This window comes from Pseudomonas lyxosi, from assembly GCF_047758685.1.
Lineage (GTDB): Bacteria > Pseudomonadota > Gammaproteobacteria > Pseudomonadales > Pseudomonadaceae > Aquipseudomonas > Aquipseudomonas lyxosi.
Genome location: NZ_CP180481.1, coordinates 2,373,555 through 2,400,171, shown reverse-complemented (window position 1 = coordinate 2,400,171; position 26,617 = coordinate 2,373,555). Strand labels below are relative to the sequence as shown.

At 57.9% G+C, this 26,617-nt stretch carries 23 protein-coding genes; 14 read left to right on the top strand and 9 right to left on the bottom strand.

The annotated features are described in order from the left end of the window. Positions 1–96: 96 nt before the first annotated feature. Both ACMXYI_RS11070 and ACMXYI_RS11065 read right to left on the bottom strand, forming a co-directional pair. On the bottom strand, positions 97–663 hold the full coding sequence (locus tag ACMXYI_RS11070; protein WP_008148925.1) for a response regulator transcription factor: 567 nt from the start codon (positions 661–663) through the stop codon (positions 97–99). Further along, on the bottom strand, positions 656–1,918 hold the full coding sequence (locus ACMXYI_RS11065) for an ATP-binding protein (RefSeq protein ID WP_149630532.1): 1,263 nt from the start codon (positions 1,916–1,918) through the stop codon (positions 656–658). The genes ACMXYI_RS11070 and ACMXYI_RS11065 overlap by 8 nt, the downstream gene beginning before the upstream one ends. 335 nt (positions 1,919–2,253) lie before the next feature. Here ACMXYI_RS11065 and ACMXYI_RS11060 point away from each other — a divergent pair, with 335 nt between their 5' ends. The 9 genes from ACMXYI_RS11060 to ACMXYI_RS11020 all read left to right on the top strand — a co-directional run bounded on the left by ACMXYI_RS11060 (position 2,254) and on the right by ACMXYI_RS11020 (position 14,314). Continuing rightward, on the top strand, positions 2,254–2,970 hold the full coding sequence (locus ACMXYI_RS11060) for an SIMPL domain-containing protein (RefSeq protein WP_415773234.1): 717 nt from the start codon (positions 2,254–2,256) through the stop codon (positions 2,968–2,970). Positions 2,971–3,543: 573 nt separating this feature from the next. Then, on the top strand, positions 3,544–5,169 hold the full coding sequence (locus tag ACMXYI_RS11055; protein ID WP_150658778.1) for an ABC transporter substrate-binding protein: 1,626 nt from the start codon (positions 3,544–3,546) through the stop codon (positions 5,167–5,169). Between the two features lie 312 nt (positions 5,170–5,481). Then, a complete protein-coding gene (locus ACMXYI_RS11050) occupies positions 5,482–7,083 on the top strand; it encodes an ABC transporter substrate-binding protein (protein WP_415773233.1) in 1,602 nt (533 codons plus the stop codon). Positions 7,084–7,256: 173 nt separating this feature from the next. Beyond that, positions 7,257–8,672: an OprD family porin gene (locus ACMXYI_RS11045; RefSeq protein WP_415773232.1), complete on the top strand. Its 1,416-nt coding sequence runs from the start codon at positions 7,257–7,259 to the stop codon at positions 8,670–8,672. A gap of 79 nt (positions 8,673–8,751) precedes the next feature. Further along, positions 8,752–10,347: an ABC transporter substrate-binding protein gene (locus ACMXYI_RS11040; RefSeq protein ID WP_415773231.1), complete on the top strand. Its 1,596-nt coding sequence runs from the start codon at positions 8,752–8,754 to the stop codon at positions 10,345–10,347. Between the two features lie 72 nt (positions 10,348–10,419). Further along, complete coding sequence (locus ACMXYI_RS11035; protein WP_008148942.1) at positions 10,420–11,430, top strand: ABC transporter permease subunit; 1,011 nt, start codon at positions 10,420–10,422, stop codon at positions 11,428–11,430. A 13-nt stretch (positions 11,431–11,443) separates the two neighbouring features. After that, positions 11,444–12,355, top strand: coding sequence for an ABC transporter permease subunit (locus tag ACMXYI_RS11030; protein ID WP_046052928.1), 912 nt, complete (start codon positions 11,444–11,446; stop codon positions 12,353–12,355). Between the two features lie 10 nt (positions 12,356–12,365). Beyond that, entirely contained in the window at positions 12,366–13,334 is a 969-nt protein-coding gene (locus ACMXYI_RS11025) for an ABC transporter ATP-binding protein (RefSeq protein ID WP_129438545.1), read from the top strand. Then, positions 13,334–14,314, top strand: coding sequence for a peptide ABC transporter ATP-binding protein (locus tag ACMXYI_RS11020; protein ID WP_282375031.1), 981 nt, complete (start codon positions 13,334–13,336; stop codon positions 14,312–14,314). Before ACMXYI_RS11025 ends, ACMXYI_RS11020 begins: the two co-directional genes overlap by 1 nt. Before the next feature lie 107 nt (positions 14,315–14,421). On the opposite strand, the gene ACMXYI_RS11015 is transcribed toward ACMXYI_RS11020, so the two are convergent. From ACMXYI_RS11015 to ACMXYI_RS10995, 5 genes are all read right to left on the bottom strand, one after another. Then, positions 14,422–14,667, bottom strand: a complete 246-nt coding sequence (locus ACMXYI_RS11015; protein WP_415773230.1) for a hypothetical protein — start codon at positions 14,665–14,667, stop codon at positions 14,422–14,424. Between the two features lie 174 nt (positions 14,668–14,841). Continuing rightward, positions 14,842–16,026 carry an MFS transporter gene (locus tag ACMXYI_RS11010; protein ID WP_415773229.1) on the bottom strand — a complete coding sequence of 395 codons (1,185 nt, stop codon included), beginning with the start codon at positions 16,024–16,026 and terminating at the stop codon, positions 14,842–14,844. Beyond that, on the bottom strand, positions 16,019–17,053 hold the full coding sequence (locus ACMXYI_RS11005) for a hypothetical protein (RefSeq protein ID WP_415773228.1): 1,035 nt from the start codon (positions 17,051–17,053) through the stop codon (positions 16,019–16,021). Before ACMXYI_RS11005 ends, ACMXYI_RS11010 begins: the two co-directional genes overlap by 8 nt. Positions 17,054–17,067: 14 nt before the next feature. Beyond that, positions 17,068–18,453, bottom strand: coding sequence for a DUF6002 family protein (locus ACMXYI_RS11000; protein WP_415773227.1), 1,386 nt, complete (start codon positions 18,451–18,453; stop codon positions 17,068–17,070). 377 nt (positions 18,454–18,830) lie between these two features. Beyond that, complete coding sequence (locus ACMXYI_RS10995) at positions 18,831–20,414, bottom strand: peptide chain release factor 3 (RefSeq protein WP_033058078.1); 1,584 nt, start codon at positions 20,412–20,414, stop codon at positions 18,831–18,833. A gap of 489 nt (positions 20,415–20,903) precedes the next feature. Here ACMXYI_RS10995 and ACMXYI_RS10990 point away from each other — a divergent pair, with 489 nt between their 5' ends. The 5 genes from ACMXYI_RS10990 to ACMXYI_RS10970 all read left to right on the top strand — a co-directional run bounded on the left by ACMXYI_RS10990 (position 20,904) and on the right by ACMXYI_RS10970 (position 25,984). Continuing rightward, a complete protein-coding gene (locus tag ACMXYI_RS10990) occupies positions 20,904–21,620 on the top strand; it encodes an ABC transporter permease (RefSeq protein ID WP_415773226.1) in 717 nt (238 codons plus the stop codon). A gap of 20 nt (positions 21,621–21,640) precedes the next feature. Continuing rightward, on the top strand, positions 21,641–22,534 hold the full coding sequence (locus ACMXYI_RS10985; RefSeq protein WP_415773225.1) for a glycine betaine ABC transporter substrate-binding protein: 894 nt from the start codon (positions 21,641–21,643) through the stop codon (positions 22,532–22,534). A 12-nt stretch (positions 22,535–22,546) separates the two neighbouring features. Further along, positions 22,547–23,200, top strand: coding sequence for an ABC transporter permease (locus tag ACMXYI_RS10980; protein WP_008148960.1), 654 nt, complete (start codon positions 22,547–22,549; stop codon positions 23,198–23,200). Further along, positions 23,197–24,354 (top strand): osmoprotectant ABC transporter ATP-binding protein OsmV, encoded by a 1,158-nt coding sequence (locus ACMXYI_RS10975; RefSeq protein ID WP_415773224.1) that lies wholly within the window; start codon positions 23,197–23,199, stop codon positions 24,352–24,354. The genes ACMXYI_RS10980 and ACMXYI_RS10975 overlap by 4 nt, the downstream gene beginning before the upstream one ends. A 466-nt stretch (positions 24,355–24,820) precedes the next feature. Next, on the top strand, positions 24,821–25,984 hold the full coding sequence (locus tag ACMXYI_RS10970; protein ID WP_059403206.1) for a type III PLP-dependent enzyme: 1,164 nt from the start codon (positions 24,821–24,823) through the stop codon (positions 25,982–25,984). A gap of 81 nt (positions 25,985–26,065) precedes the next feature. On the opposite strand, the gene ACMXYI_RS10965 is transcribed toward ACMXYI_RS10970, so the two are convergent. Further along, entirely contained in the window at positions 26,066–26,341 is a 276-nt protein-coding gene (locus ACMXYI_RS10965) for a type II toxin-antitoxin system RelE/ParE family toxin (protein WP_415773223.1), read from the bottom strand. After that, entirely contained in the window at positions 26,341–26,604 is a 264-nt protein-coding gene (locus ACMXYI_RS10960; RefSeq protein WP_415773222.1) for a CopG family ribbon-helix-helix protein, read from the bottom strand. The genes ACMXYI_RS10965 and ACMXYI_RS10960 overlap by 1 nt, the downstream gene beginning before the upstream one ends. Positions 26,605–26,617 lie beyond the last annotated feature (13 nt).

Genomic DNA, 26,617 nt, shown 5'->3' with positions numbered 1-26,617 from the left:
GGATAAGGCTCGATAAAGAAAAGAACACACACGAACCGATCATAGATGATCGGTTCGGTTCCTCGCGAGGGCTGGCGATAATCGTTCAGCGCCCGTTCAGCGACGAACGGGACGCTTCTGCAGTTTGCGCTGCAGCGTGCGCCGGTGCATGCCCAGGGCGCGGGCAGTGGCGGAGATGTTGCCTTCGTGCTCGGTCAGCACGCGCTGGATGTGCTCCCACTGCAGGCGATCCACCGACATCGGGTTTTCCGGCACCAGCGTATCGAGGTCGGCGTGCTCGGAGAGCAGCGCGGCCAACACGTCATCGGCGTCCGCCGGTTTGCACAGGTAATTGCACGCGCCGCGCTTGATCGCCTCGACGGCGGTGGCGATGCTCGAGTAACCGGTGAGGATCACCACGCGCATTTCCGGGTCCAGCTCAAGCAGCTTGGGCAACAGCACCAGGCCGGAATCGCCGTCCATTTTCAGGTCCAGCGCGGCGTAGTCCGGCAGGTCGGCCTGAGCGATGGTCAGGCCTTCTTCGGCGGAACCGGCGGTGCTGACGCGAAAGCCGCGGCGTGCCATGGCACGGGCCATCACCCGGGTAAAAGTTGCGTCGTCGTCTACCAGCAGCAAATGCGGCAGTTCTTCGCCTTCGCCTTCGACTTGGATCTCGTCACTCATGTTCGTCTCCTCGGGCGACACGGGGCAGGCGCAGCTCGGTGAGCGTGCCGCCTTCCTCATGACTGTAGAGTTTCACTGAGCCGCCGGCGCGTGTCACGCTGGCCTTGCTCAAAAACAGGCCCAGGCCGAAACCTTTGCCCTTGGTGGTAAAAAACGGTTTGCCGATCTGCTCGGCGATGGCCAGCGGCACACCGGCGCCGTGGTCGCGAATGCTGATGGTCAGGTCTTCGGCATTCCAGTCCAGCGTCACTTGCAACCCTTCGGGGCAAGCGTCGGCGGCGTTGTTGAGCAAATTCAGCAGCGCCTGGGTCAGGTCCGGCGGCGGCGCCATGCGCGGCACGGTGCCTTGGCCCAAGCGCTGGAAGCGATAACTGGCTTCCGGGCGCATCAGGTGCCAGCGGTTCAGGGCTTCGTCGAGCCAATCAGTGACGTCCTGCATCTCCACTGCCAAGCGGCGATTGGCCTCGGCGGCGCGCACCAGTTGCTGCAAGGTTTCCTTGCAGAGTTTGACCTGATCCTGCAGCACGCTCAGGTCGTCCTGCAACATAGGGTCGTGATGGTCCTGACGCATTTCCTTGAGCAACACGCTCATGGTCGCCAGCGGCGTGCCCAGTTCATGGGCAGCACCGGCGGCCTGGGTGGCGACGGCCAGCAGTTGCTGATCGCGCAGGCCCTCTTCACGACGGATGGCGCGCAGTTCTTCCTGACGGCGCAGCTCTTCGGCCATGCGTGCGGCGAAGAAGGTGATGACCGCCGCGGCCAGGGCGAAACTCAGCCACATCCCGTAAACCTGCAGGTTTTCCCGAGCGATCGGGAAGGTTTGCAGTGGATAGAAGCGCGCCAGCAGCAGGGTATACATCGTCAACGCGATACCGGACAGAATCACCGAATAACGCCACGGCAAGGTCACGGCGGCGATGGTCAGCGGCACCAGGTAATAAGAGACGAAGGGGTTGGTCGAGCCGCCGGAGAAATACAGCAAGGCACTGTGGATAAACAGATCGCAAGCCAGTTGCACGGCGTATTCGAGTTCGGTGACCGGCCATGAGGTGCGCAAGCGAATGGCCGTGAACGCGCACAGCAGCATCGAGCAACCGAGGGTCGCGGCCAGTTGGAACCAGGGCAGCGGCAGCAAGTCGAGCCAGTAGGCCAGGCCCACGGAACCGGCCTGAGCGGCCAACACCAACGTGCGGATGAACGTCAGCCGCCAGAGATTCTGGCGAGTGGCGGAAGTGATTTGAACGGCGGCGAGCATGAGCTCTCCTGATGAGCGCTCCAGGCGGATCGCACGGAGTATAACCAAGCACGGGGGCTGGCAGGCAAAAGTGCGGCAAACGGCCACATGGCAGAAAGGATTGTGGCGTCTATAAGACCGCCATCGTCGGATCGCCGCCCGGGCCAAGCCACGCTCCCACATTGGAATGCGTTCCCCTGTGGGAGCGTGGCTTGCCCGCGATTGGACGCGAAGCGGCCACCGGCTATCTATCTGTATGGAAGTTGTAACTGTGCGAACCGGATCATAAAAGCTAGAGTCTGATTGTTTCACGCAGGCCCGGACCTTAACCCCTGCGCACCGTCCAAGGAGTTTTCATGCACAGTTTCCGCCGCAGCGCCGCCCTTCTTGCCCTTAGCGTTGGCACCGTCGCCAGCCTCCCGGCCCTGGCCGCCGACGAGCTTCATTACAACCAGATCGCCCTGCGCGCCGAAGTCAGTCAGGAAGTCGCCCGCGACCTGATGATCGTGACCCTCTACACCGAAGAACAAAACACCGACCCGGCCAAACTCGCCGCCGACGTCAGCACCACCATGAACAAAGCGCTGGCCCAGGCCAAACAGGTCAAGGAAGTCACCCTGCGCCAGGGCAGCCGCAACAGTTATCCGATCTACGACACCAAGGGCCAGAAAATCACCGGCTGGCGCGAACGCGCCGAACTGCGCCTGGAAAGCTCGGACTTCGCCGCGCTGTCGAAACTGACCGGCGAACTGCTCACCGACCTGAAAATGGGCGGCATGGACTTCGCCATTGCGACGCCAACCCGCAAGGCCAGCGAAGATGCGCTACTTAAAGAAGCCGTGACGGCTTTCAAGGCCCGCGCTCAATTGGCGACCGATGCGTTGGGCGGCAAGGGTTACAAAATCGTTAACCTGAACTTGAACAGCAACGGTTATCCACAACCGTACATGCGCGCGCCGATGATGATGAAAGCGGCGAGCATGGACGGTGCGCCGGTTACGCCGGAAGTTGAAGCTGGTACGACTCAGGTCAGCATGACGGCGGACGGTTCGATTGAAGTGTTGATGCCTTGATCGATAACCCGTAAACAGAAACGGCGATCACTGAAGTGATCGCCGTTTTTTATTGCCTGCGCAAAGCCAAGTCGGACCCGCAAGCAGCAAAGGTTGCACCCCCGGTACTACCAACACGCCCACGCAGCACCACCAAATCCCAAAGCTCAAGCATCACCCACAGATGTCCACTGACAAACAGTAACGCAACCGTCTGCCCCCACAGACACAACAACTCTTTAAACAACAAACACCTACCCACCAAACCAGAACTCAATCTCATTCACGCCCGCCAGCCCCATTCACCCCCCTCACTGATGGGTATAAATAAGTAACACCGCGCTCCAATCGAGTGCGCAAGACGTCCAGATCGCCCCGCGCAGGTGCACCCTATGCACTGAAAAAAACCTGCGCAAACGGTCAAATGCGCCTGAATTTATACAAATGCGACATTAAGGTACGTTCGTGCCACTGTTTAACGCCTGTGGTCGCTCCGGATCTTGCATTGGGTATGGCCCCTGCATAAGTATCCGCAGGCACGACTCACGAGGTCGTCCTCTAATTCCAAAAATGACAACAAATCATGAGGCCACCATGCTTAAACACGCGGTCATTCCGTTTTTAGTCGGCGCAGGCTTGTTAGCCTCCGCACCTTTCGCCCAAGCGGCGACTAACCTGGTGTTTTGCTCCGAAGGGAGCCCGGCCGGTTTTGATCCTGGTCAGTACACCACCGGAACCGACTTCGACGCCTCTGCAGAAACCATGTTCAACCGTCTGACTCAGTTCGAACGTGGCGGCACTGCTGTCATTCCTGGGCTGGCGACCAAGTGGGACATCTCCGATGACGGCCTGACGTACACCTTCCATCTGCGTGAAGGCGTCAAGTTCCACACCACCCCGTACTTCAAGCCGACTCGTGAGTTCAACGCCGACGACGTGCTGTTCACCTTTAATCGCATGATTAACAAGGATGATCCGTTCCGTAAGGCGTACCCAACCGAATTCCCGTACTTCACCGACATGGGGATGGACACCAACATCACCAAGATCGATAAAGTCGACGACAAAACTGTCAAGTTCACCCTGAAAGAAGTCGACGCCGCGTTCATCCAGAACATGGCCATGAGTTTCGCTTCCGTCCAGTCTGCCGAGTACGCCGCCCAGCTGCTGAAAGAAGGCAAAGCCGCCGACATCAACCAGAAGCCGGTCGGCACTGGTCCGTTCGTGTTCAAGAGCTACCAGAAAGACTCCAACATCCGCTACACCGGGAACAAGGACTACTGGAAGCCTGACGACGTCAAGATCGACAACCTGATCTTCGCCATCACCACCGACCCGTCGGTACGTATCCAGAAGCTGAAGAAGAACGAGTGCCAGATCACTCTGTTCCCGCGTCCGGCCGACCTGAAGGCGCTACAAGAAGACAAGACTCTGAAAGTGCCTAACCAGGCTGGTTTCAACCTGGGTTACATCGCCTACAACGTGATGGACAAGATCAAGGGCAGCGATCAGCCGAACCCGATGGCCCAACTGAAAGTGCGTCAGGCACTGGACATGGCCGTCAACAAGCAGCAGATCATTGACTCGGTTTACCAGGGTGCTGGTCAGCTGGCCGTCAACGCCATGCCGCCGACCCAGTGGTCCTACGACACCACCATCAAGGATGCGCCGTACAACCCTGAGAAAGCCAAAGAGCTGCTCAAGGAAGCCGGCATAAAGGAAGGCACCGAGATCAACCTGTGGGCGATGCCGGTTCAGCGTCCTTACAACCCGAACGCCAAACTGATGGCTGAAATGCTGCAGTCCGACTGGGCCAAGGTCGGTATCAAGGCCAAGATCGTGACCTACGAGTGGGGCGAGTACATCAAGCGCTCCAAAGGCGGCGAAAACGGCGCGATGCTGATTGGCTGGAGCGGCGACAACGGTGACCCGGACAACTGGCTGAACGTGCTGTTCGGCTGCGACTCCCTGCAAGGCAACAACTTCTCCAAGTGGTGCGACAAGAAGTTTGACGGCATCGTGAAAGAAGCCAAGCGCACGACCGACCAGTCCAAGCGCACCGAACTGTACAAACAGGCGCAACACGTCCTCAAAGATGCCGTTCCAATGACACCTATCGCTCACTCGACGGTGTTCCAACCCATGCGCGACAACGTGCAGGACTTCAAGATCAGCCCGTTTGGCTTGAACTCCTTCTACGGCGTCAGCGTCAGCAAGTAAGGTTTTGCAGCGGCGACGTTTTTGACGTCGCCGCTGCTTTATCTGCCGAGAAAGTAGGAAACCACCTACATCCAATTCCGCTGAGCATTACAGCAGCGGCGTCGGACGCGTTGCCATTTCCTACGAGTCTTTAGGACTCTACGCATTTACTGCCAGACCCGCGGCTCATACCGTCGGGATCTGACCCGTTCGTGCGTGGGCTCTCGGTTATTGCTGCTGCCTGTCATGGCTTGAGATCAATGATGCCTCCACGTCCCCGGACGGGACGGCGGGTCATTGAAAAACACTTAGAGAAAGAGAAAAGGGAGCGTCATGCGCCATACCTTGGTTTTATCCGCATTGCTGGGCACCGGCCTGTTGGCCGCCACTTCCATCAGCCAGGCCGCCAATAACAGCCTGGTGTTCTGCTCCGAAGGCAGCCCGGCTGGCTTCGACACCGCGCAGTACACGACCGCGACCGACAATGACGCCGCCGAGCCGTTGTACAACCGACTGGCAGAGTTCGAAAAAGGCGCCACCAATGTCGTACCTGGCCTGGCCACTCGCTGGGATATTTCCGAGGACGGCCTCAAGTACACTTTTCACCTGCGCGAAGGGGTGAAATTTCACACGACCAAATACTTCACGCCGACCCGTGATTTCAACGCCGATGACGTGCTGTTCACGTTCAATCGCATGCTCGATCCGCAGCAACCTTTCCGTAAGGCTTATCCGACCGAGTTCCCGTATTTCAACGGGATGAGCCTGAACAAGAACATCGCCAAGGTCGAGAAGACCGGGCCGCTGACCGTGGTCATGACGCTCAACAGCGTGGACGCCGCGTTCATCCAGAACATCGCCATGAGCTTCGCCGCCATCCTGTCCGCCGAATACGCCGACAAACTGCTGGCCGAAGGCAAGCCGAGCGACATCAACCAGAAGCCGATCGGCACCGGGCCGTTCGTGTTCAAGAGCTACCAGAAAGATTCCAACATCCGTTACACCGGCAACAAGCAGTACTGGGACCCGAGCCGGGTCAAGCTTGAGAACCTGATTTTCGCCATCAACACCGATGCTTCGGTGCGGGTGCAGAAGCTCAAGGCCAACGAGTGCCAGATCACCCTGCACCCGCGCCCTGCCGACGTGACCGCGCTGAAAAACGACCCGACACTCAAGCTCATCGAGAAGCCCGGTTTCAACCTCGGTTACATCGCCTACAACGTGCGCCACAAGCCTTTCGACCAGCTCGAAGTGCGTCAGGCGCTGGACATGGCGGTGAACAAGCAAGGGATTCTCAACGCAGTCTATCAAGGGGCCGGTCAACTGGCGGTCAACACTATGCCACCGACCCAATGGTCCTACGACGAAACCATTAAAGACGCCGCCTACAACCCGGAAAAAGCCAAGGAATTGCTCAAGGCTGCCGGCGTGAAGGAAGGCACCGAAATTACTTTGTGGGCGATGCCCGTTCAGCGCCCTTACAACCCGAACGCCAAATTGATGGCCGAGATGCTCCAGGCTGACTGGGCAAAAATCGGCCTCAAAGTGAAGATCGTCAGCTACGAATGGGGCGAGTACATCAAGCGCACCAAGAATGGCGAGCACGACGTCAGCCTGATTGGCTGGACCGGTGACAATGGGGACCCGGACAACTGGCTCGGCACGCTTTACAGCTGCGACGCCATTGGCGGCAACAACTACTCCATGTGGTGTGATCCGGCTTACGACAAGCTGATCAAGCAGGCCAAGGTCGTCACCGACCGCGACCAGCGCACCGTGCTTTACAAACAGGCGCAGCAGTACCTCAAGCAGCAGGTGCCGATTACGCCAGTCGCCCACTCGACGGTTAACCAGCCGTTGAGCGCCAAAATCGAAGGATTCAAGGTGAGTCCTTTCGGTCGCAACGTGTTCTCGGGCGTAAGCATAGAAAAATAACCGATTAGCCAAAAACGCTGGGGGCGGATTCCGCCCTCACGCAAGCGTATTGCCGTAATTCGTCAATCCGGCCTACAGCAAACGTTTGCGATGCCTTGTATGAGTTCTAAACCAAATAGCCGGATCACCAAAAAAGACCGGCATTAAAAAAAGAAAGAAAGGAGCTTCACCCCATGAAACTGAGCAGCACCGCGTTATTGGCCTTGGCCATCAGCAGCGTAACCGCCTCGGCGTACGCAGAAACCCAAAGCCAGGCGTACACCCCGGTTACCGTGAAAGAAAAGAGCGCCCAAAGCGAAGCCACCGGCTTTGTCGAAGGCCAATCGATCACAGGGAGCACGCGTAACTGGTATGCCAACGAGCAACTGAAGCGCGGCGGTGTGTTCCGTTACAACAAGAACGGCGCATTGCAAACGACAGACCGCCGTATCAACTGGCTGCAGGGCACCATCCTCAAGTACAACTCGGGCTTCACCGAGGGTGCTGTCGGTTTGAGCACCGAAGTTGCGGTATATAACGCCGTTGCCCTTGAACGTGATCGCAAGGATCTGGCCTCTGGTTTCGGCGGTGTTCCCTTCGACCGTGAGCGTGCCGGTAACAACCGCACCCTGACCAAAGAAGGCGGCGACGCCCAAGGCCAATGGAGCAAACTGGGTCTGGCCAACGTCAAGGCACGTTTCTCCAACACCACCCTGACCGCCGGCCGCATGAACTTCAGCAGCCCGCAGGTCGATGTAATCGGCAACCGTGCACTGCCTTCGAGCTTCGAAGGTGTGGCGATCCACAGCGAAGAGCTGGAGAACCTGTCGTTCGACCTGGCCACCTTCGATCGCAACTCACCGCGTACCGAAGAAAGCCAGCGTAAATTCCGCGCGGAATACGCCGACCACCTCGTTGAAATCGATCACGTGTACACCGGCGGTATCACCTACCAGCCGTTCGCCAGCCTGACTACCAGCCTGTGGGGCACCCAGGCCGAAGACATGTGGAACCAGTACTACTTCGGCGCCAGCCACGTACTGGGTGACAGCTCGGTATTGAGCCTGACCACCGGCCTGAACTACTACAAAACCGTCGACGAAGGCAAAGCCGTACTGGGCGAGATCGACAACGACACCTACTCCCTGTCGTTCGGTCTGACTCACCAGGCCCACAGCCTGACCTTCTCCTACCAGGAAGTGAACGGTAACGAGTACTTCGACTACCTGCACGAAACCAACGGCATCTACCTGGCCAACTCCCTCCTGTCGGACTTCAACGGTCCGAACGAGAAATCCTTCCAGATCGCCTACGGCTTGAACATGGCCGAATACGGCGTGCCGGGCCTGAAGTTCAACATCTACCAGGCTCGCGGCTGGGGTATCGACGGTACTCATAACAAAGGCGGCGAGTACGCCAGCGTGCAGACTATGGACGGCGAACACCATTACGAGTACGGCATCGGTACTTCGTACGCCGTGCAGAGCGGCCCACTCAAGGCCACCACTGTTCGCGCGACCTACACCACGCACCGCGCCAGTGAAAACCAGTCGGACGGCAACATCAACGAGTTCCGTCTCGTGACCACCATCCCGTTCAACATTCTGTAAAAACGCACGCCTGCGGCTGACTCATGACGAGTCGGCCGTTTGGTTTTCTTCAGTTCAACCGATTGCAGAGGGTTCTTTGATGAAAATGCTTCCCCTACGTGCGGCCATCGCTGCCGCGTTGCTGAGTGTCGCTGTTGGCGTCTCGGCCAAACCCCTGGTGGTCTGCACCGAAGCCAGTCCGGAAGGCTTCGACATGGTCCAGTACACGACTGCAGTCACCGCCGATGCGGTGGCCGAAACCATCTTCAATCGTCTGGCGGACTTCAAGCCCGGCACCACTGAAGTGATTCCGGCACTGGCCGATTCCTGGGACATCAGTGAGGACGGTCTGACCTACACGTTCCACCTGCGCAAAGGCGTCAAGTTCCACACCACCGAATACTTCAAGCCGACCCGCGACATGAACGCCGACGACGTGGTCTGGAGCTTCCAGCGTCAGCTGGACCCGAATCACCCGTGGCACAAACTGTCGAGCGTGGGCTTCCCGTACTTTGAAAGCATGGGCTTCAAGGAATTGCTCAAAAGTGTCGAGAAGATCGACGACAGCACGGTCACCTTCACCCTGACCCGCCGCGAAGCGCCGTTCCTGGCCGACATCGCCATGGCCTTCTCCTCGATCTACTCCGCCGAATATGCCGACCAGTTGCTCAAGGCCAACAAGACCGGCGACCTGAACAACAAGCCTGTCGGCACCGGCCCGTTCGTTTTCCAGCGTTACAACAAGGACGCTCAAGTCCGCTTCAAGGCCAACCCGGATTACTTCCGTGGCAAGCCACCGGCTGATTCGCTGATCCTGGCTATCGCCACCGACAACAACGTGCGCCTGCAAAAACTGAAAGCCAACGAGTGCCAGATTGCGCTGTACCCCAAGCCAGATGACATCCCGAGCATCAAGAAAGACGCCAAGCTGAGTGTCGATGAACTGAACGCGATGACCGTTTCGTACATCGCCATGAACACCTCGCACAAGTACATGAGCGATGTGCGTGTACGTAAAGCCATCGATATCGCCTTCGACAAGGCCGCATACGTCAACGCGCTGTTTGGCAAAGGCAATGCGACCGTGGCGGTCAATCCGTACCCGGACACCCTGCTGGGCTACAACCACGACCTGAAGAATCCGCCGCGTGATCTGGACAAGGCTCGCGCCTTGCTCAAGGAAGCCGGTGTGCCGGATGGCACTACGTTTACCCTGTTCACCCGTAACGGTGGCGGTCCAACCAACCCGAACCCGATGCTCGGCGCACAGATGATGCAGGCCGACCTGGCCAAGGTCGGGATCAAGGTCGATATTCGCGTCATGGAATGGGGCGAAATGCTCAAACGCGCGAAAAACGGCGAGCACGACATGGTGTCTGCCGGATGGGCGGGCGATAACGGCGACCCGGATAACTTCCTGACGCCTATGCTCAGTTGCGAGGCCGCCAAAAACGGCGAAAACTACGCACGTTGGTGCAACGAGAAGTTCCAGGCGCTGATCGACGAAGCCAGGGCTAAAGTGAACCCGGCCGAACGCGCAGCGCTCTATGAGCAAGCCCAAGAGGTCTTTAACCAGGACCAACCTTGGATCAGCATGGCGCACACCCGTATGTTCACCGCAATGCGCAACAACGTAGAGGGCTATCACATTAGCCCGCTCACCACTAATAACTTCGCCACCACCCAGGTGAAGTAGATAAGAAACTACCGGCATTCCTGACCCAGGAATGCCGGGCACGCCTAACCGGCTGATGAGGTACCACACAAGATGTTTAGTTTTATTGCCCGCCGATTGGGGTTATTGATCCCCACGTTCTTCGGCATCACCTTGCTGACTTTCGCGTTGATTCGCATGATTCCAGGCGACCCCGTGGAAGTGATGATGGGCGAACGTCGAGTCGACCCCGAAATGCATGCTCAGGCAATGGAACGCCTGGGGCTGAACAAACCCCTGTATGCCCAATACCTGGATTACGTTGGCAAACTGGCCCACGGCGACCTTGGCGAATCCCTGCGTACCCGTGAAAGTGTCTGGAGCGAATTCACTTCTCTATTCCCCGCGACCCTGGAACTGTCCATGGCCGCCCTGTTGTTCGCCGGCATCCTGGGCCTTCTGGCCGGGGTGATCGCGGCACTCAAGCGAGGATCCCTGTTCGACCATGGGGTGATGGGCGTCTCCCTGGCGGGATACTCGATGCCGATCTTCTGGTGGGGCCTGATCCTGATCATGTTCTTCTCGGTGTCCCTGGGCTGGACCCCGGTGTCCGGGCGGATCGACCTGCTCTATGACATCGAGCCGCGGACCGGTTTCATGCTCATCGACACGCTGCTGGCCGATGACGTCGGTGCGTTCTTCGATGCCCTGCATCACCTGATCCTGCCGGCCATTGTGCTCGGCACCATCCCGCTGGCAGTGATCGCGCGGATGACCCGCTCTTCGATGCTCGAAGTGCTGCGTGAAGACTACATCCGTACCGCCCGCGCCAAAGGCCTGTCGCCATCGCGCGTGGTGTTCGTTCACGGCCTGCGTAACGCGCTGATTCCGGTACTGACCGTGGTCGGCCTGCAAGTCGGCACATTGTTGGCCGGTGCGGTCCTGACCGAAACCATCTTCTCCTGGCCCGGCATCGGCAAATGGCTGATCGAAGCCATTGGCGCGCGGGACTATCCCGTGGTGCAAAACGGCATCCTGTTAATCGCCTGCCTGGTGATTCTGGTCAACTTCGTGGTGGACATCCTCTACGGCTTTGCCAACCCACGCATTCGTCACCAGCGCTGAGATCATTATGACCATGACCACTTCAATTCCAGCGGTAGCAGTCGATCAAAGCCTGCTGTATCCGTCCCCATACAAAGAATTCTGGCAAGCGTTCTCCAAGAACAAAGGCGCCGTCGCCGGCCTGATGTTCATGCTGCTGGTGATTTTCTGCGCCCTGTTCGCCCCTTGGGTGGCACCGCATAACCCGAGCGAGCAGTACCGCGACTTCCTGCTGACCCCGCCGTCCTGGCTGGAAGGTGGGCAACTCCAGTTCCTGCTCGGCACCGATGAACTGGGTCGCGACCTGCTGTCGCGGCTGATCCACGGTTCGCGCCTGTCCCTGCTGATCGGCTTGTCGTCGGTGGTGATGTCGCTGATTCCGGGCATCCTTTTGGGTCTGTTCGCCGGGTTCTTCCCGCGCTTGCTCGGCCCGACCATCATGCGTCTGATGGACATCATGCTGGCCCTGCCGTCCCTGCTGCTGGCGGTGGCGATTGTCGCCATCCTCGGCCCTGGCCTGATCAACACCATTATTGCCATCGCCGTGGTTTCGTTGCCGTCCTATGTTCGTCTGACCCGCGCCGCGGTGATGGGCGAACTGAACCGCGACTACGTGACCGCCGCGCGCCTGGCCGGTGCCGGTCTGCCACGCCTGATGTTTGTCACCGTGCTGCCTAACTGCATGGCACCGCTGATCGTTCAGGCTACTTTGAGCTTCTCTTCGGCGATTCTCGATGCCGCGGCACTGGGCTTCCTCGGCCTTGGCGTACAACCGCCAACCCCTGAGTGGGGCACCATGCTGGCTTCGGCTCGCGACTACATCGAACGCGCCTGGTGGGTGGTAAGTCTGCCTGGTTTGACCATTTTGCTCAGCGTGCTGGCAATCAACTTGATGGGCGACGGCCTGCGCGATGCGCTGGACCCGAAACTCAAGAACGCCGCCTGAGGAGATTCAAATGTCACTGTTAGAAATCAAGAATCTCAACGTTCGCTTCGGCGACAAAAACGCCGTTCCGGTGGTCGACGGTCTCGACATTACCGTGGACAAGGGCGAAGTTCTGGCCATCGTTGGCGAATCGGGTTCCGGCAAGTCCGTGACCATGATGGCGCTGATGGGCCTGATCGAACATCCGGGGATCGTCACCGCCGACGCCCTGAATTTCGATGGCAAGAACATGCTCAAGCTGAGCAACCGTCAGCGTCGGCAGATTGTCGGCAAAGACCTGGCCATGGTTTTCCAGGACCCGATGACCGCGCTGAACCCGAGCTACACCGTCGGTTTCCAGATCGAAGAAGTGCTGCGCCTGCACCTGAAAATGTCCGGCAAGCAAGCCCGCGCCCGCGCCATCGAACTGTTGGAAAAAGTTGAAATCCCGGGCGCCGCCAGCCGCATGGATGCTTACCCGCATCAACTGTCCGGTGGTATGAGCCAGCGTGTTGCGATCGCGATGGCGATTGCCGGCGAACCGAAACTGCTGATCGCCGACGAACCGACCACTGCACTGGACGTGACGATTCAGGCGCAGATCATGGACCTGCTGTTGGCCCTGCAGAAAGAGCAGAACATGGGCCTGGTGCTGATCACTCACGACCTCGCGGTCGTGGCCGAAACCGCTCAGCGCGTGTGCGTGATGTACGCCGGCCAAGCGGTCGAAGTGGGTCAGGTGCCTCAGCTGTTCGACATTCCGGCGCACCCGTACAGCGAAGCGCTGCTCAAGGCGATTCCGGAGCACAGTCTGGGCGCCACGCGCCTGGCGACGCTGCCGGGCATCGTTCCCGGTCGTTATGACCGTCCGCAGGGTTGCCTGCTGTCGCCGCGTTGCCCGTATGTGCAGGATACCTGCCGTCAGCAACGCCCAACACTTGACCCGAAAAGCAACAGCCTCGCCCGCTGCTTCTACCCGCTGAATCAGGAGGTGGCGTAATGGCCGTCGTACTTACCGCCCGCGACCTGACCCGTCACTACGAAGTGTCCCGTGGCCTGTTCAAGGGCCATGCGACCGTGCGCGCCCTGAACGGTGTGTCGTTCGAACTGGAAGCCGGCAAGACCCTCGCGGTCGTCGGCGAATCGGGCTGCGGAAAATCCACCCTGGCCCGTGCCCTGACCCTGATCGAAGAGCCATCCTCCGGTTCTTTGAAAATCGCCGGACAGGAAGTCACCGGTGCGAACAAGGCTGAACGCAAGCAACTGCGCAAAGACGTGCAGATGGTGTTCCAGAGCCCTTACGCGTCGTTGAACCCTCGGCAAAAAGTCGGTGACCAGCTCGGCGAGCCGCTGCTGATCAACACCAACCTGTCGGCTTCCGAACGTCGCGAGAAAGTGCAGGCGATGATGAAGCAGGTGGGCTTGCGTCCTGAGCACTACCAGCGTTATCCGCACATGTTCTCCGGCGGTCAGCGCCAGCGGATCGCCCTCGCGCGCGCGATGATGTTGCAGCCTAAAGTGCTGGTAGCGGATGAACCGACCTCGGCGCTGGACGTGTCCATTCAGGCGCAGGTGCTGAACCTGTTCATGGACTTGCAGCAAGAGTTCAACACTGCCTACGTGTTCATCTCCCATAACCTGGCGGTGGTGCAACACGTCGCCGATGACGTGATGGTGATGTACCTCGGTCGTCCTGTGGAAATGGGCCCGAAGAACGACATCTACGAGCGTCCTCTGCACCCCTACACCCAGGCGTTGCTGTCGGCCACCCCGACCATTCACCCGGACCCGAACAAGCCGAAAATCAAGATCGTCGGCGAATTGCCCAACCCGCTGAACCCGCCGTCCGGCTGCGCATTCCACAAGCGCTGCCCGTATGCCACCGAGCGCTGCAGCACTGAAGAGCCGGCCCTGCGCCTGCTCGACAGCCGCCAAGTGGCTTGCCACTACGCCGAACAATTCCTCGACGGCGCGGCATAAAAAAACGCGCCTGTGACACTGAGGCGCGCTTTTTCAGAGTTAACCAAACCCCTTCTTGCCTGGGCTGCGCATCAGTCCGGCAGGAGGGGTTTTCTTTTGTCTGTGATTTAAGCCCCTTCATCCTCGTCGCTGTCCGGTTCGTCGGTGGTTGAGTCGTCATCGTCCGCGCTACCGCCCTGCCCCTGGTCACCGGGTTCTGATTCGGATTTGGCGATCATCAGCCCAGTGTGCGTCACCTGCCCACTCGAAGCCTGCTCACCATGGTCCGGGCATTCCGCCCACGCCGCTGACATGCCAACCGACAGCAGTACCAAAACCTTCAGCAACAACACTATGCGTTGAAAAATACTCATGGCCGATTCCATCCTTTTTTCAGGTAAAACGTGGAAGCCCGACGGCACTGATAGACATCCGGTTCCGATGGGGCGAGTTCTCCAGATAGGACCCTAACGATGCGCGGGAAATGCCGTGGGTGGGGAGAACGGATTTGAATAATACCTATAACCAGATCAGCTAAATTACGCGAGCTATCTGCGAGTTGCCTGCCAAACCAGGGGCATGGACAAGATCGCCAAAGCCGCACACCCAAGCCAGACACTATGCCCACCAAAATGGCCATAAAGGTGGCTTCCGAGCGTCGGTGAAAGCAACACACTCGCGCTCCAACACGTTGAGAAAAGACCAAAGTAGTGCCCGCTTTTACCCGCTTGTGCACGCTTCATAACCATCACGTTCAAAGTAGGCATGAAGAGAATTTCGCCAAGCGTCCAGATAGCGGTCGAGAGGCAGAGATAAAGCACACCGGCGCCCAAGGGCAACATTCCGAGCCCGCAGGCCAGCAAAACGCTGCCTGCCAGCAGCCGCCAGCGTGCGCTCCACTGCTCACTCCAATGAGATATCGGGATTTGCAGTACCACTACCAGCACCGCGTTGAGCGCAAATTGCCAACCAATGACTTCAGCACCCAACCGGTAGTAATCAAGTAAATAGTTGCCCAGCATGCTGTAGACCGGTTCAAAGGCAAGGCCGAGCAAAACTGAGGCCCCCAACAGCCAGAGGAAAGGCTTGTCGCGATAGGGTACGCAAGAACCTGAAGCACCATCAGAGGCCTCATCCTGCCTCAGAATATCTCGCTGATGTGTCGCCCGGACAAACCAGACCAAGGCCAGCAGAGACATGGCGGCACTGAGAAAAAATACCCAACGAAAATCCGTCTGCGCCAGGACGCCACCCACCACGCCGGCAACTGCCATGCCCAAATTGCTGGCAACACGGTTCAATGACTGCGAGCGAGTCCGCTGTGCAACCTCGCAATACTCCATGATCAAACGCTGATGGAGGGTGCGAATCGCACCATCAAGTACCCCGCTGAACAGAAGCAGACCTGCCAACAAAAGCACATCTGTAACCAGTCCCAACAAGACCAAAATCCACGCCGAGACAAAAAACAACGCGGCAGTGAGCCGTGCCGTCGGAAAATGCTCACTCAGCAGTCCTCCCCCCATCGACCCTATCAGCAAGCCGACTCCGTACCCGGACAACAACCAGCCAACAGTTTCAATCGGCAACGCCAACGCCTGACGCAGGTACAACGCCATGAACAGCTTCACCATGGCGCTCAACCGACTGATAAAAATCAACGCAGCAAGCACCCAGGCCATTGGGCAGAAATAGCCACTGAGTCGAATCAGGTAAATGTACCGATCAGCCATCCCATTGATCCAGGTTGCGCCTTACTTCGCTTTGGATGCCCTTTGACGCGAAAGGAATATCCGAGCGAACTTCATGCTCTGCATCAAAAAAATATTGCGCTTGTAACCGCCCCTCGGCATCCAGACCCAGTAAAGGGTTATTGATCAGAAAGTGCCTGGTGGACACACAAAGTGTTCTTGCCCGAATCAACAACCGCCATTGGCCGAATGCGTTTTCAGGAACAACTGCCGTCGTCCCAAAGCGTTTCTTGTACTGGAATGTTCCTTTGCTCAAAAATGGCTCGCAGCCCTGGAAGTCGACACAATCAATGGCTGAATGGCCGGATGCCCACTCAAGGATCGCGTGATAGACGTAATTCTGCGCTCCATTTGCCCGGTAGACGGCGGCACCCTCCTTTACTCCGATCAACCGCGCATTCAAGGTGCGTGTCGATTCATTAATCTGGGAAATACTTCCCGCCACCCATTCACCCTTTAAATGAACTCGAAACAACACGCCTTGTTTAAACAAGTCGAGATAAGCAGCTTGCTCCGGAACGCTTCGCGCAAAACACCCGTAACGGGCGCTCATTGTCGGGACGTGCATCGACCGATAGAAAGCAAAGAAGTCTTCATCTTCAAACGACACATCGAAATCAAAACCTTGTCCGGCCAATTGAGTGCGACGCTTGTTTTCTCGATGGGAGAATTGGCTCAGTACCTGCTGCCATCCAGCTGAAACATCAACCTGCTGGTGAATCCTGCTCACGCCGACAATGTCGCCATGCTGCTGGCATTGCTGAATGACCTCCATGGGGGCCATCAACAAACACATGTCGGTTTGATCCTGTTTTATGAAATCCTCAAGCTGGTGCCACTCCAGAGTTCCTTCCTGCTCTATGTACGACTTTTCAAAAAAACATTGCGCCACAAACGGTGCGATATAAACCAAACCTTCCGCCACTCCTACATAAACAAGGCATGTCGTTTTTCCAGCTCTGGAGTCTCCCCGGTAAATGCGAAAATGGCAGAGCGCTTTGCTGATCATGTGAGGATCAAAGCTCATGGATTACAAGGACTGCGAAGGATCTCCATCATCTCTTCAGCACTATCAATAAAAGACAACCCATCTATGGGAATGCCTTCAAAATCCCCTGTGCAATAGGTGCCCGACGCGTGGATGGTGCAACCGTCCATGCCCTCAAGTAATTGTCGATCAATTGCATTCAGGCAACCCGTCATGGCCATCACCAATGACCACTCTTTCAGATCACGAGGATCGGCTGGCAAGCGGACGGGCGTATTCGCGAGAAATTGAGCGCATTCACTGTAGCGCTGCATGCATTCATGTAGCGAAACGACTATTCCCGAGCCGCCATTGGCCCTGACCTGCGCAGTCATTTCCACCGCGGTAGGCGGCAGGTGTGTATAAAAAGTGGGTTCGAGCACTTCGTCTGGACTCCATGTTGCGGCAGGAAAGTGCGCAGACTCCGACTGCACCCATAAACCATCGGCACCCTGCGTATAGCGTGGAGCAGAAGCGCCCTCGAAATTTCCGTCGAGCAAGTGCAGAACCATGTCGCTGGTTGCGAGATGTTGAACCAACAAAAATGAAGGAGTGGAAACCTGTGTCCCGTGACGCCTCATCACGTCCACACCTGAGCAATATCCCAGAAGACCATAGGCACTCGACACCGCATGCACATGCACGGTCTTGCGGTCAGTGTCCCAGGCGTCACCATACTCAAAATCAAAAAAAGCCCGGGCCTGATCAGAAAACCGGTAGTTCTCGAGCCGCAGGGAATGCCACAACTTCGAATCGCCCAATGGACGACGATTGAAGAGATCCTTGAACTGTTGTCCAACAACCTTCACTGCTTCCGGCGACTCGGTATCAAGCACGAACACAGGATTCAGAGCACGCAACCGAGGGTCGTCGTAAAGTTCGGTTCTACGCAACTTTCCAGTCGTCTGGGCAGGCGTCAGCGTGACAATGCGTAACTGCTCTGGGTGGACCAGCTTGTTTTTCAGTGCACGTAGAACCGCATCACGTAGAGCAATGGCTTTGTTTCCGGATGAGGGGGAAAACAACACAATGCTGTCGCCGGTATCCTGAATATGGCGAATGGCGCGTGCAACGATCAGCGTCGAGGCAAAGGTTTTTGTGGTTTGAGTATTTGCGTTTTGCCTCAGGTCGAACAAACGCAACGGCATACCTCGGTAACGGCCCATCTCAAAAAACTGCGCAGTGGTGACAGAAAGGAAGGCCTGCATACGCGGCTCCATTGCGGGCAGCTTCATGGAGGGCTCAAAAGCGTCGTCACTGGTGCTGACTTCGAAACCGGGAGCACTGCTGACGATCAGATCGTAGTAACGTTCGATGACAGAAATCGGAGTCAGAGGTCGTTGGGTTGTCAGTGCAGCCGCATCGGTTTTCATTACATCCATTTGTCTTGTGCTCCTGCTCGTGGAAAGTCGCTACTTGCGAAACGTCCACAGAAAGCTAGACGTCAACGACTTCCATGTCTCGGGTAAAAGACCGGAGAAGTTAAAAGCAGAGCCAAGCTACAAAACTTCGTAAAAGCACCTACAGAAATTCCTGACGCACGCGTACTGACTCATCGCTTGATGATATTCGCGCGCCTTGCGGAATTTCACGTCCGGCCAGCACTCGCGAAAAACGTCAACGATAATGCGGTCTGCCTGACAACCCGTGGCTTACTGACGACCATCGCGAGCAGGCTCGTTCCCACAGGAAATGGTGGCGGGTATGAAAAAGCCCCGGTGCTTTCGCGACCGGGGCTTTTGGTTTTTCAGCTCAACGCTTAATGGTGCTCACGCGTCGCACGGAATTTCACATCCGGCCAGCGCTCTTCCATCAACGCCAGGTTCACCCGCGTCGGGGCCAGGTAGGTCAGGTGACCACCGCCGTCGATCGCGAGGTTTTCCACAGCCTTGATGCTGAACTCTTCGAGCTTCTTCTTATCGCTGCAATCAATCCAGCGCGCGGAATAAACGGTAATCGGCTCGTAAGAGCACTCAACCTTGTATTCCTCTTTCAAGCGGCTGGCGACCACATCGAACTGCAGCACACCGACGGCGCCAAGGATGATGTCGTTGCTGCGCTCGGGGAAGAAGACCTGGGTGGCACCCTCTTCCGCCAGTTGCTGCAAGCCCTGACGCAGTTGCTTGGATTTCAGCGGATCACGCAGGCGCACGCGACGGAACAGTTCCGGGGCGAAGTGCGGGATACCGGTGAAGCCCAGGACTTCGCCTTCGGTGAACGTGTCGCCGATCTGGATGGTGCCGTGGTTGTGCAAACCAATGATGTCGCCGGCGAACGCTTCTTCCAGTTGCTCACGCTCGGAGGAGAAGAAGGTCAGCGCATCGCCGATCCGCACGTCCTTGCCGGTGCGCACGTGGCGCATCTTCATGCCTTTTTCGTACTTGCCGGAGCAGATACGCATGAAGGCGATACGGTCGCGGTGTTTCGGGTCCATGTTCGCCTGGATCTTGAACACGAAGCCGGCGAATTTCTCTTCAACCGGTTCCACGGTGCGCTCGTTGGCGACACGGGCCAGCGGTTTCGGCGCCCAGTTGACCACGGCATCGAGCACGTGATCGACACCGAAGTTGCCCAGTGCAGTCCCGAAGAACACCGGGGTCAGTTGGCCGTCGAGGAATTCCTGTTGATTGAATTCGTGACAGGCGCCCTGCACCAGTTCCAGCTGATCGACGAAGCGATCGTACTCGTCGCCCAAGTGCGCGCGCGCTTCATCGGAGTCGAGTTTCTCGATGATTTTCACATCGGTCCGCTCGTGGCCATGGCCAGCGGTGTACACGATGATGTAGTCGTCGGCGAGGTGATAAACGCCCTTGAAATCGCGGTAGCAACCGATCGGCCAGGTGATCGGTGCCGCCTTGATCTTCAGGACCGCTTCGATTTCGTCGAGCAGTTCGATCGGGTCGCGGATGTCACGGTCGAGTTTGTTGATGAAGCTGACGATCGGCGTGTCACGCAGACGGCAGACGTCCATCAGCGCGATGGTGCGTGGCTCTACGCCCTTACCGCCATCGAGAACCATCAATGCCGAGTCAACTGCCGTCAGGGTGCGGTAAGTATCTTCGGAGAAGTCTTCGTGGCCCGGGGTGTCGAGCAGGTTGATCATGTGGTCGCGATACGGGAACTGCATGACCGACGTGGTAATGGAAATACCCCGTTGTTTTTCCATTTCCATCCAGTCGGAGGTGGCATGGCGGTCAGACTTGCGAGATTTCACCGTGCCAGCAATCGCAATCGCCTTGCCCATCAGCAAGAGCTTCTCGGTGATGGTGGTTTTACCGGCATCGGGGTGGGAAATAATGGCGAAAGTGCGGCGTTTCGCGACTTCGGCGGCCTGTTTGGTCATGGGAAATCGCCTGGCAGGTGATTCAAAAAAGGGCGGCGAGTATAGCGCAAACCGACATCTACAGACCACCGTTCGCCCTGTAGCAGCTGCCGAGCCTGCGAGGCTGCGTTCGGCGACGAAGTCGTCGTAAAACCAGACTCTGCGGTGCATCAGGCCGACCGCGAGTGTCGACTCTACGACGGCTGCGCCGCCGAACGCAGCCTCGCAGGCTCGGCAGCTGCTACACGGGCAAAACGAGATGCGTGGTAGCTAATTGCTGCTAAATATGGAACCTTTTAAAAGGTGGAGGCGTCCACTCCCCTGTTACAGCTCTCGTAGCAGGGTTTGAAAAACCTGCAAGTTAGCCTGACGAGGCTGCGCTTATGGCTCGATCTCATGCGGTTTCATCAGCATGAAGAGCTGCTTCTCGCGAACGTTGATAATCCCGGCAGCCAGGAATGGCATGCCCCACGGGACTGCGTTCGCCGACAAAGAAAAAGGAGTCTGCCTGTGGCTATTCGCTATGGCAAAGGGCTGATAGGAGGTACGGTTGTCGTCGCCCTCCTGGCCCTGCTGGTCCACTGGATTGGCATCAACACGATCGAACATTACCGCGACGATTTGTTGTTTTACCTGCAAGCCCATTTGATTCTCGTCCTCGCTTCCATGCTGGCCGCCCTTGTTGTGGGCATACCCGCCGGCATCTTTCTCAGCCGCCCGACCATGGTGGGCCGCGCTGAACGCTTCATGCAGATCTTCAACATCGGCAACACTGTGCCGCCTCTTGCCGTACTGGCCATCGCCCTGGGTATCCTCGGCATCGGCAGCGGCCCCGCGATTTTCGCCCTGTTCCTCGCCTCGCTGTTGCCGATCGTGCGCAACACCTATGAAGGCCTGAAAAACGTCCAGGGTTCGCTCAAGGAAGCGGCCGTCGGCATCGGCATGACACCGACTCAGGTGCTGTGGCGGGTCGAACTGCCAAACGCCGTGCCGATCATCATCGGTGGCGTGCGCGTGGCGCTGGCGATCAACGTCGGCACCGCACCGCTGGCTTTCCTGATCGGCGCCAACAGTCTGGGCAGCCTGATTTTCCCTGGCATCGCCCTGAACAATCAGTCGCAACTGCTGCTCGGCGCGGCCTGCACCGCCCTGCTGGCCTTGCTGCTCGACGGTCTGGTGACACTCGCCAGCCGCCTCTGGCTCGAACGCGGCTTGCGCCCGTCTTAAGCCTCGGCAAAGGAATATTCATGAAAAAAGTATGCTTATTTTTAGGCTGCGCCCTGCTGTTCGCAGGAATCGCCCAAGCCGCTGAAAAACCAGTAATCCGCATCGGCGCCCGGGTGTTCACCGAACAAACCCTGCTGGCGGAAATCACTTCCCAGTACCTGCGCACCAAGGGTTACGACACCCAAGTGACCGGCGGTCTGGGCAGCAACCTGGCCCGCAGCGCCCACGAAAGTGGTCAGCTGGATTTGATGTGGGAATACACCGGCGTGTCGCTGGTGGCTTACAACCACATCACTGACAAGCTCGACAGCGCTCAGTCCTACGCCAAGGTGAAAGAACTCGACGCGAAAAAAGGCCTGATCTGGCTCACCCCGTCGAAATTCAGCAACACCTACGCCCTGGCCCTGCCAGAAAACACCGCAAAGGCTTACCCGCAGATCAACACCATCAGCGAGCTGAACACGGTGATGCAGGCTGAGGCGAAGACCAATCACCTGGTCGCTCTGGACACCGAGTTCGCCAACCGTTCCGACGGTCTGGACGGCATGGTCGACCTCTACGGCATGAACCTGACCCGCAAAAACATCCGCCAGATGGATGCCGGGCTGGTCTACACCGCCCTGCGCAATGGTCAAGTGTTCGCCGGTCTGGTCTACACCACCGACGGTCGCTTGAACGCCTTCAAGCTGAAACTGCTGGAAGACGACAAGCACTACTTCCCGGACTACACGGCTGCGCCGGTGGTGCGTCAGGTTTACCTCGACGCCCATCCGAAACTCGCGGAAGAACTCAAACCGCTGGCCGAACTGTTCGACGACGTCACCATGCGCCAGCTCAATGCGCGGGTCGATGTCGACCACGAAAGCCCTTCATCCGTTGCCGCCGACTTCCTGCGCCAGCACCCCATCAAATAAGGAGGAAAAGACATGGAATTTCTGAACGCCTTTTCCCATCTCGACTGGCCGTTGGTCCTGCAACTGACCGGGCAGCACATCACCCTCGTCGGTATCGCCGTGACCCTGGCGATTCTGGTCGGCGTGCCGCTGGGCATCCTGATGACACGCTTCCCGACCCTCGCCGGCCCGTTGCAAGCCAGCGCCACGGTGCTGCTGACCGTGCCGTCGATTGCCCTGTTCGGCCTGCTGCTGCCGTTCTACTCCAAATTCGGCCAGGGCCTGGGCCCGATGCCGGCGATCACCGCGGTGTTTTTGTACTCGCTGCTGCCCATCATGCGTAACACCTACCTCGCCCTGACCGGCGTCGACCCCGGCATTCGCGAAGCCGCCCGCGGCATCGGCATGACCTTCGGCCAGCGTCTGCGCATGGTCGAGCTGCCGATTGCTGTGCCGGTGATCCTCGCCGGGGTGCGCACCGCCGTGGTCATGAACATTGGTGTCATGACCATCGCCGCCACCATCGGCGCCGGTGGCCTCGGTGTACTTATTCTCGCTTCAATCAGCCGCAGCGACATGTCGATGCTGATCGTCGGCGCCGTGCTGGTCAGTCTTCTGGCCATCTTCGCCGACCTGCTTCTGCAATGGCTGCAACGCACGCTGACTCCAAAAGGACTCCTGAAATGATCGAACTTCAAAACCTCAGCAAGACCTTCCAAAGCAACGGCAAAGATGTGAAAGCCGTGGACTCGGTAAGCCTGACCGTCAATGAAGGCGAGATCTGTGTGTTCCTCGGGCCATCGGGCTGCGGCAAAAGCACCACGCTGAAAATGATCAACCGCCTGATCAAGCCGACCTCCGGCAAGATTCTGATCAACGGCGAAGACACCACCGACCTCGACGCCGTGACCCTGCGCCGCAACATCGGTTATGTGATCCAGCAGATCGGTCTGTTCCCGAACATGACCATCGAGGAAAACATCACCATCGTTCCGCGTCTGCTGGGCTGGGACAAACAGAAATGCCACGACCGCGCCCGCGAGTTGATGAGCATGATCAAGCTTGAGCCCAAGCAATACCTGACTCGCTACCCGCGTGAATTGTCCGGTGGCCAGCAGCAACGGATCGGCGTGATTCGTGCCTTGGCAGCGGATGCGCCGTTGTTGCTGATGGACGAACCGTTTGGCGCGGTCGACCCGATCAACCGCGAGATGATCCAGAACGAGTTCTTCGAGATGCAACGGGCGTTGAACAAGACCGTGATCATGGTCAGCCACGACATCGACGAAGCCATCAAGCTGGGCGACAAGATCGCGATTTTCCGAGCGGGCAAGCTGTTGCAGATCGACCACCCGGATACGCTGCTGGCGCACCCGGCGGACGACTTTGTCAGCAACTTCGTCGGCCAGGACAGCACCCTCAAGCGTCTGTTGCTGGTGAAAGCCGAAGACGCGGCGGACAACGCGCCGTCGGTGAGCCCGGAAACGCCAGTGGCTGAAGCGCTGGAACTGATGGACGAGCTGGACCGTCGTTATGTGGTGGTCACGGATGGTGAGAACAAGGCGCTCGGTTATGTACGACGTCGCGACCTGCACCGTCAGACCGGCACCTGCGCGCAATACCTGCGCGAGTTCAACGCCACCGCGGCGTACGACGAGCATTTGCGCATCCTGCTGTCGCGCATGTACGAGTTCAATCGCTCGTGGCTGCCGGTGATGGATGCGGAGCGGGTGTTCCTGGGGGAGGTGACTCAGGAATCGATTGCCGAGTATTTGAGCTCCGGCAAGTCCCGTGGGGGCAAGACCAGTATTGTTTCGCCGGCCGAGATGGCTGTCGCCTGATCTGACGCCATCGCGGGCAAGCCCGCTCCCACAGGTTTTTTGGTGTGCACAAGATTTGTGTACGACGGAAGCCACTGTGGGAGCGGGCTTGCCCGCGATTGGGTGCGCCACAAATCCCGCTGAACCACCGCAAATCTCCCTGCAAGGGGAACATCACACTGTCATGCAGGTCGGTTACATCAGTAGTTGTCCGGGACCGCACGACGGATGCGTGTAAAAACGCGACATTTTTTGTTGATCTCAAGCCCCTCACGCCCTAAAGTTCGCGCCGAACGTCCATGCTGGAAACGATCCATCCGGCTCAAGTACTGACGACGAGACAGCAAGGCCAAGGGAAAGCACCGCTTCCCATGGCCTTTTTGCTTTCGGCGACATGCCTTGGGAAGTAGGCGAACCAAAGTGGGGATACGGAGGACGTTCATTTGCACCCATTGATTAATCTAGTTTGCCAGTAGGAGTTCCCAGCATGTCGATCAACGTCGAAGACTATTTCGCGCGCGATACCTTCAACAAAATGAAGGCTTTCGCCGACAAACAAGAAACCCCGTTCGTGGTGATCGACACCGCGATGATCAGCCAGGCCTATGACGACCTGCGCGCCGGTTTCGATTTCGCCAAGGTCTACTACGCGGTCAAGGCCAACCCGGCCGTCGAAATCATCGACCTGCTCAAAGAGAAAGGTTCGAACTTCGACATCGCTTCGATCTACGAGCTCGACAAAGTGATGAACCAGGGCGTCGGCCCGGATCGCATCAGCTACGGCAACACCATCAAGAAATCCAAAGACATTCGCTACTTCTACGAGAAGGGCGTGCGTCTGTATGCCACCGACTCCGAAGCCGACCTGCGCAACATCGCCAAGGCTGCACCGGGTTCGAAAGTCTACGTGCGCATCCTCACCGAAGGCTCGACCACCGCTGACTGGCCTCTGTCGCGCAAATTCGGCTGCCAGACCGACATGGCCATGGACCTGCTGATCCTCGCCCGTGATTTGGGCCTGGTGCCGTACGGCATCTCGTTCCACGTCGGCTCGCAACAGCGCGACATCAGCGTCTGGGACGCGGCGATCGCCAAGGTCAAAGTGATCTTCGAACGCCTGAAAGAAGAAGACGGCATTCACCTGAAGCTGATCAACATGGGCGGTGGCTTCCCGGCCAACTACATCACCCGCACCAACAGCCTGGAAACCTACGCTGAAGAAATCATCCGTTTCCTCAAGGAAGACTTCGGTGACGAACTGCCGGAAATCATCCTGGAACCGGGCCGTTCGCTAATCGCCAACGCCGGCATCCTGGTCAGTGAAGTGGTGCTGGTCGCCCGTAAATCCCGTACTGCCGTTGAACGATGGGTGTACACGGATGTGGGCAAGTTCTCCGGCCTGATCGAAACCATGGACGAAGCCATCAAGTTCCCGATCTGGACCGAGAAGAAAGGCGAGATGGAAGAAGTGGTCATCGCCGGCCCAACCTGCGACAGCGCCGACATCATGTACGAAAACTACAAGTACGGTTTGCCGCTGAACCTGGCGATTGGTGATCGTTTGTACTGGTTGTCGACCGGTGCATACACCACCAGCTACAGCGCCGTTGAATTCAATGGCTTCCCGCCGCTGAAGTCGTTTTACGTGTAAGCGCTACACGCGAAACGCAAAAAGCCCATGACAAGTCATGGGCTTTTTTGTGCCTGACGTTCCAGGCTGTCGGGGCAGCTGTTATCGGTGTTCTCGTACATGCCACAGACGAAGGATGTAGAGCGTGGAGCCTTGAATCTCATACCGCATTTCGTAATGACCGACCAAAAGTCGTCGCACATCTCGCGGTTCAAACTCGTCGACTCGCTCTCCGATTCGCGGATTGCTGAGTAACGCCGTGGGAGCCACAGTGAGGGATTGCACAGTACGAGCTGCCGCAGGACGATTGACCACTGCAAGAAACTCAAAAAGCCTTGCCAGATCCGATAACGCTTTACTGGTCCACTTCAACTCCATTAGCGCGGTACCGGTAACGGATTTTCAGTACTCAAACTTTCTGCCCACGCCTGGACAGATTGATGATCAATCACCCGTCCGGCATCAACGTCAGCCATTGCCTCGCGAGTCAGACGGCTGCGCTCTTCTTCCAAATCGACCCAGTCGGCAAGCGCCTGCTTCACGATCCAGCCCCGTGAACGCTCCATCTTCGCGGCCATCTGATCGACTTTATCGGCAAGCTCCATGGGTACATGGGCAGTCAGTACTTTGGTCGCGGCCATGATTTCGTCTCCA

Coding starts and splice junctions, on each gene's coding strand:
- ACMXYI_RS11070 (WP_008148925.1), bottom strand. CDS start 663: ATGAGTGACGAGATCCAAGTCGAAGGCGAAGGCGAAGAACTGCCGCAT.
- ACMXYI_RS11065 (WP_149630532.1), bottom strand. CDS start 1,918: ATGCTCGCCGCCGTTCAAATCACTTCCGCCACTCGCCAGAATCTCTGG.
- ACMXYI_RS11060 (WP_415773234.1), top strand. CDS start 2,254: ATGCACAGTTTCCGCCGCAGCGCCGCCCTTCTTGCCCTTAGCGTTGGC.
- ACMXYI_RS11055 (WP_150658778.1), top strand. CDS start 3,544: ATGCTTAAACACGCGGTCATTCCGTTTTTAGTCGGCGCAGGCTTGTTA.
- ACMXYI_RS11050 (WP_415773233.1), top strand. CDS start 5,482: ATGCGCCATACCTTGGTTTTATCCGCATTGCTGGGCACCGGCCTGTTG.
- ACMXYI_RS11045 (WP_415773232.1), top strand. CDS start 7,257: ATGAAACTGAGCAGCACCGCGTTATTGGCCTTGGCCATCAGCAGCGTA.
- ACMXYI_RS11040 (WP_415773231.1), top strand. CDS start 8,752: ATGAAAATGCTTCCCCTACGTGCGGCCATCGCTGCCGCGTTGCTGAGT.
- ACMXYI_RS11035 (WP_008148942.1), top strand. CDS start 10,420: ATGTTTAGTTTTATTGCCCGCCGATTGGGGTTATTGATCCCCACGTTC.
- ACMXYI_RS11030 (WP_046052928.1), top strand. CDS start 11,444: ATGACCACTTCAATTCCAGCGGTAGCAGTCGATCAAAGCCTGCTGTAT.
- ACMXYI_RS11025 (WP_129438545.1), top strand. CDS start 12,366: ATGTCACTGTTAGAAATCAAGAATCTCAACGTTCGCTTCGGCGACAAA.
- ACMXYI_RS11020 (WP_282375031.1), top strand. CDS start 13,334: ATGGCCGTCGTACTTACCGCCCGCGACCTGACCCGTCACTACGAAGTG.
- ACMXYI_RS11015 (WP_415773230.1), bottom strand. CDS start 14,667: ATGAGTATTTTTCAACGCATAGTGTTGTTGCTGAAGGTTTTGGTACTG.
- ACMXYI_RS11010 (WP_415773229.1), bottom strand. CDS start 16,026: ATGGCTGATCGGTACATTTACCTGATTCGACTCAGTGGCTATTTCTGC.
- ACMXYI_RS11005 (WP_415773228.1), bottom strand. CDS start 17,053: ATGATCAGCAAAGCGCTCTGCCATTTTCGCATTTACCGGGGAGACTCC.
- ACMXYI_RS11000 (WP_415773227.1), bottom strand. CDS start 18,453: ATGGATGTAATGAAAACCGATGCGGCTGCACTGACAACCCAACGACCT.
- ACMXYI_RS10995 (WP_033058078.1), bottom strand. CDS start 20,414: ATGACCAAACAGGCCGCCGAAGTCGCGAAACGCCGCACTTTCGCCATT.
- ACMXYI_RS10985 (WP_415773225.1), top strand. CDS start 21,641: ATGAAAAAAGTATGCTTATTTTTAGGCTGCGCCCTGCTGTTCGCAGGA.
- ACMXYI_RS10980 (WP_008148960.1), top strand. CDS start 22,547: ATGGAATTTCTGAACGCCTTTTCCCATCTCGACTGGCCGTTGGTCCTG.
- ACMXYI_RS10975 (WP_415773224.1), top strand. CDS start 23,197: ATGATCGAACTTCAAAACCTCAGCAAGACCTTCCAAAGCAACGGCAAA.
- ACMXYI_RS10970 (WP_059403206.1), top strand. CDS start 24,821: ATGTCGATCAACGTCGAAGACTATTTCGCGCGCGATACCTTCAACAAA.
- ACMXYI_RS10965 (WP_415773223.1), bottom strand. CDS start 26,341: ATGGAGTTGAAGTGGACCAGTAAAGCGTTATCGGATCTGGCAAGGCTT.
- ACMXYI_RS10960 (WP_415773222.1), bottom strand. CDS start 26,604: ATGGCCGCGACCAAAGTACTGACTGCCCATGTACCCATGGAGCTTGCC.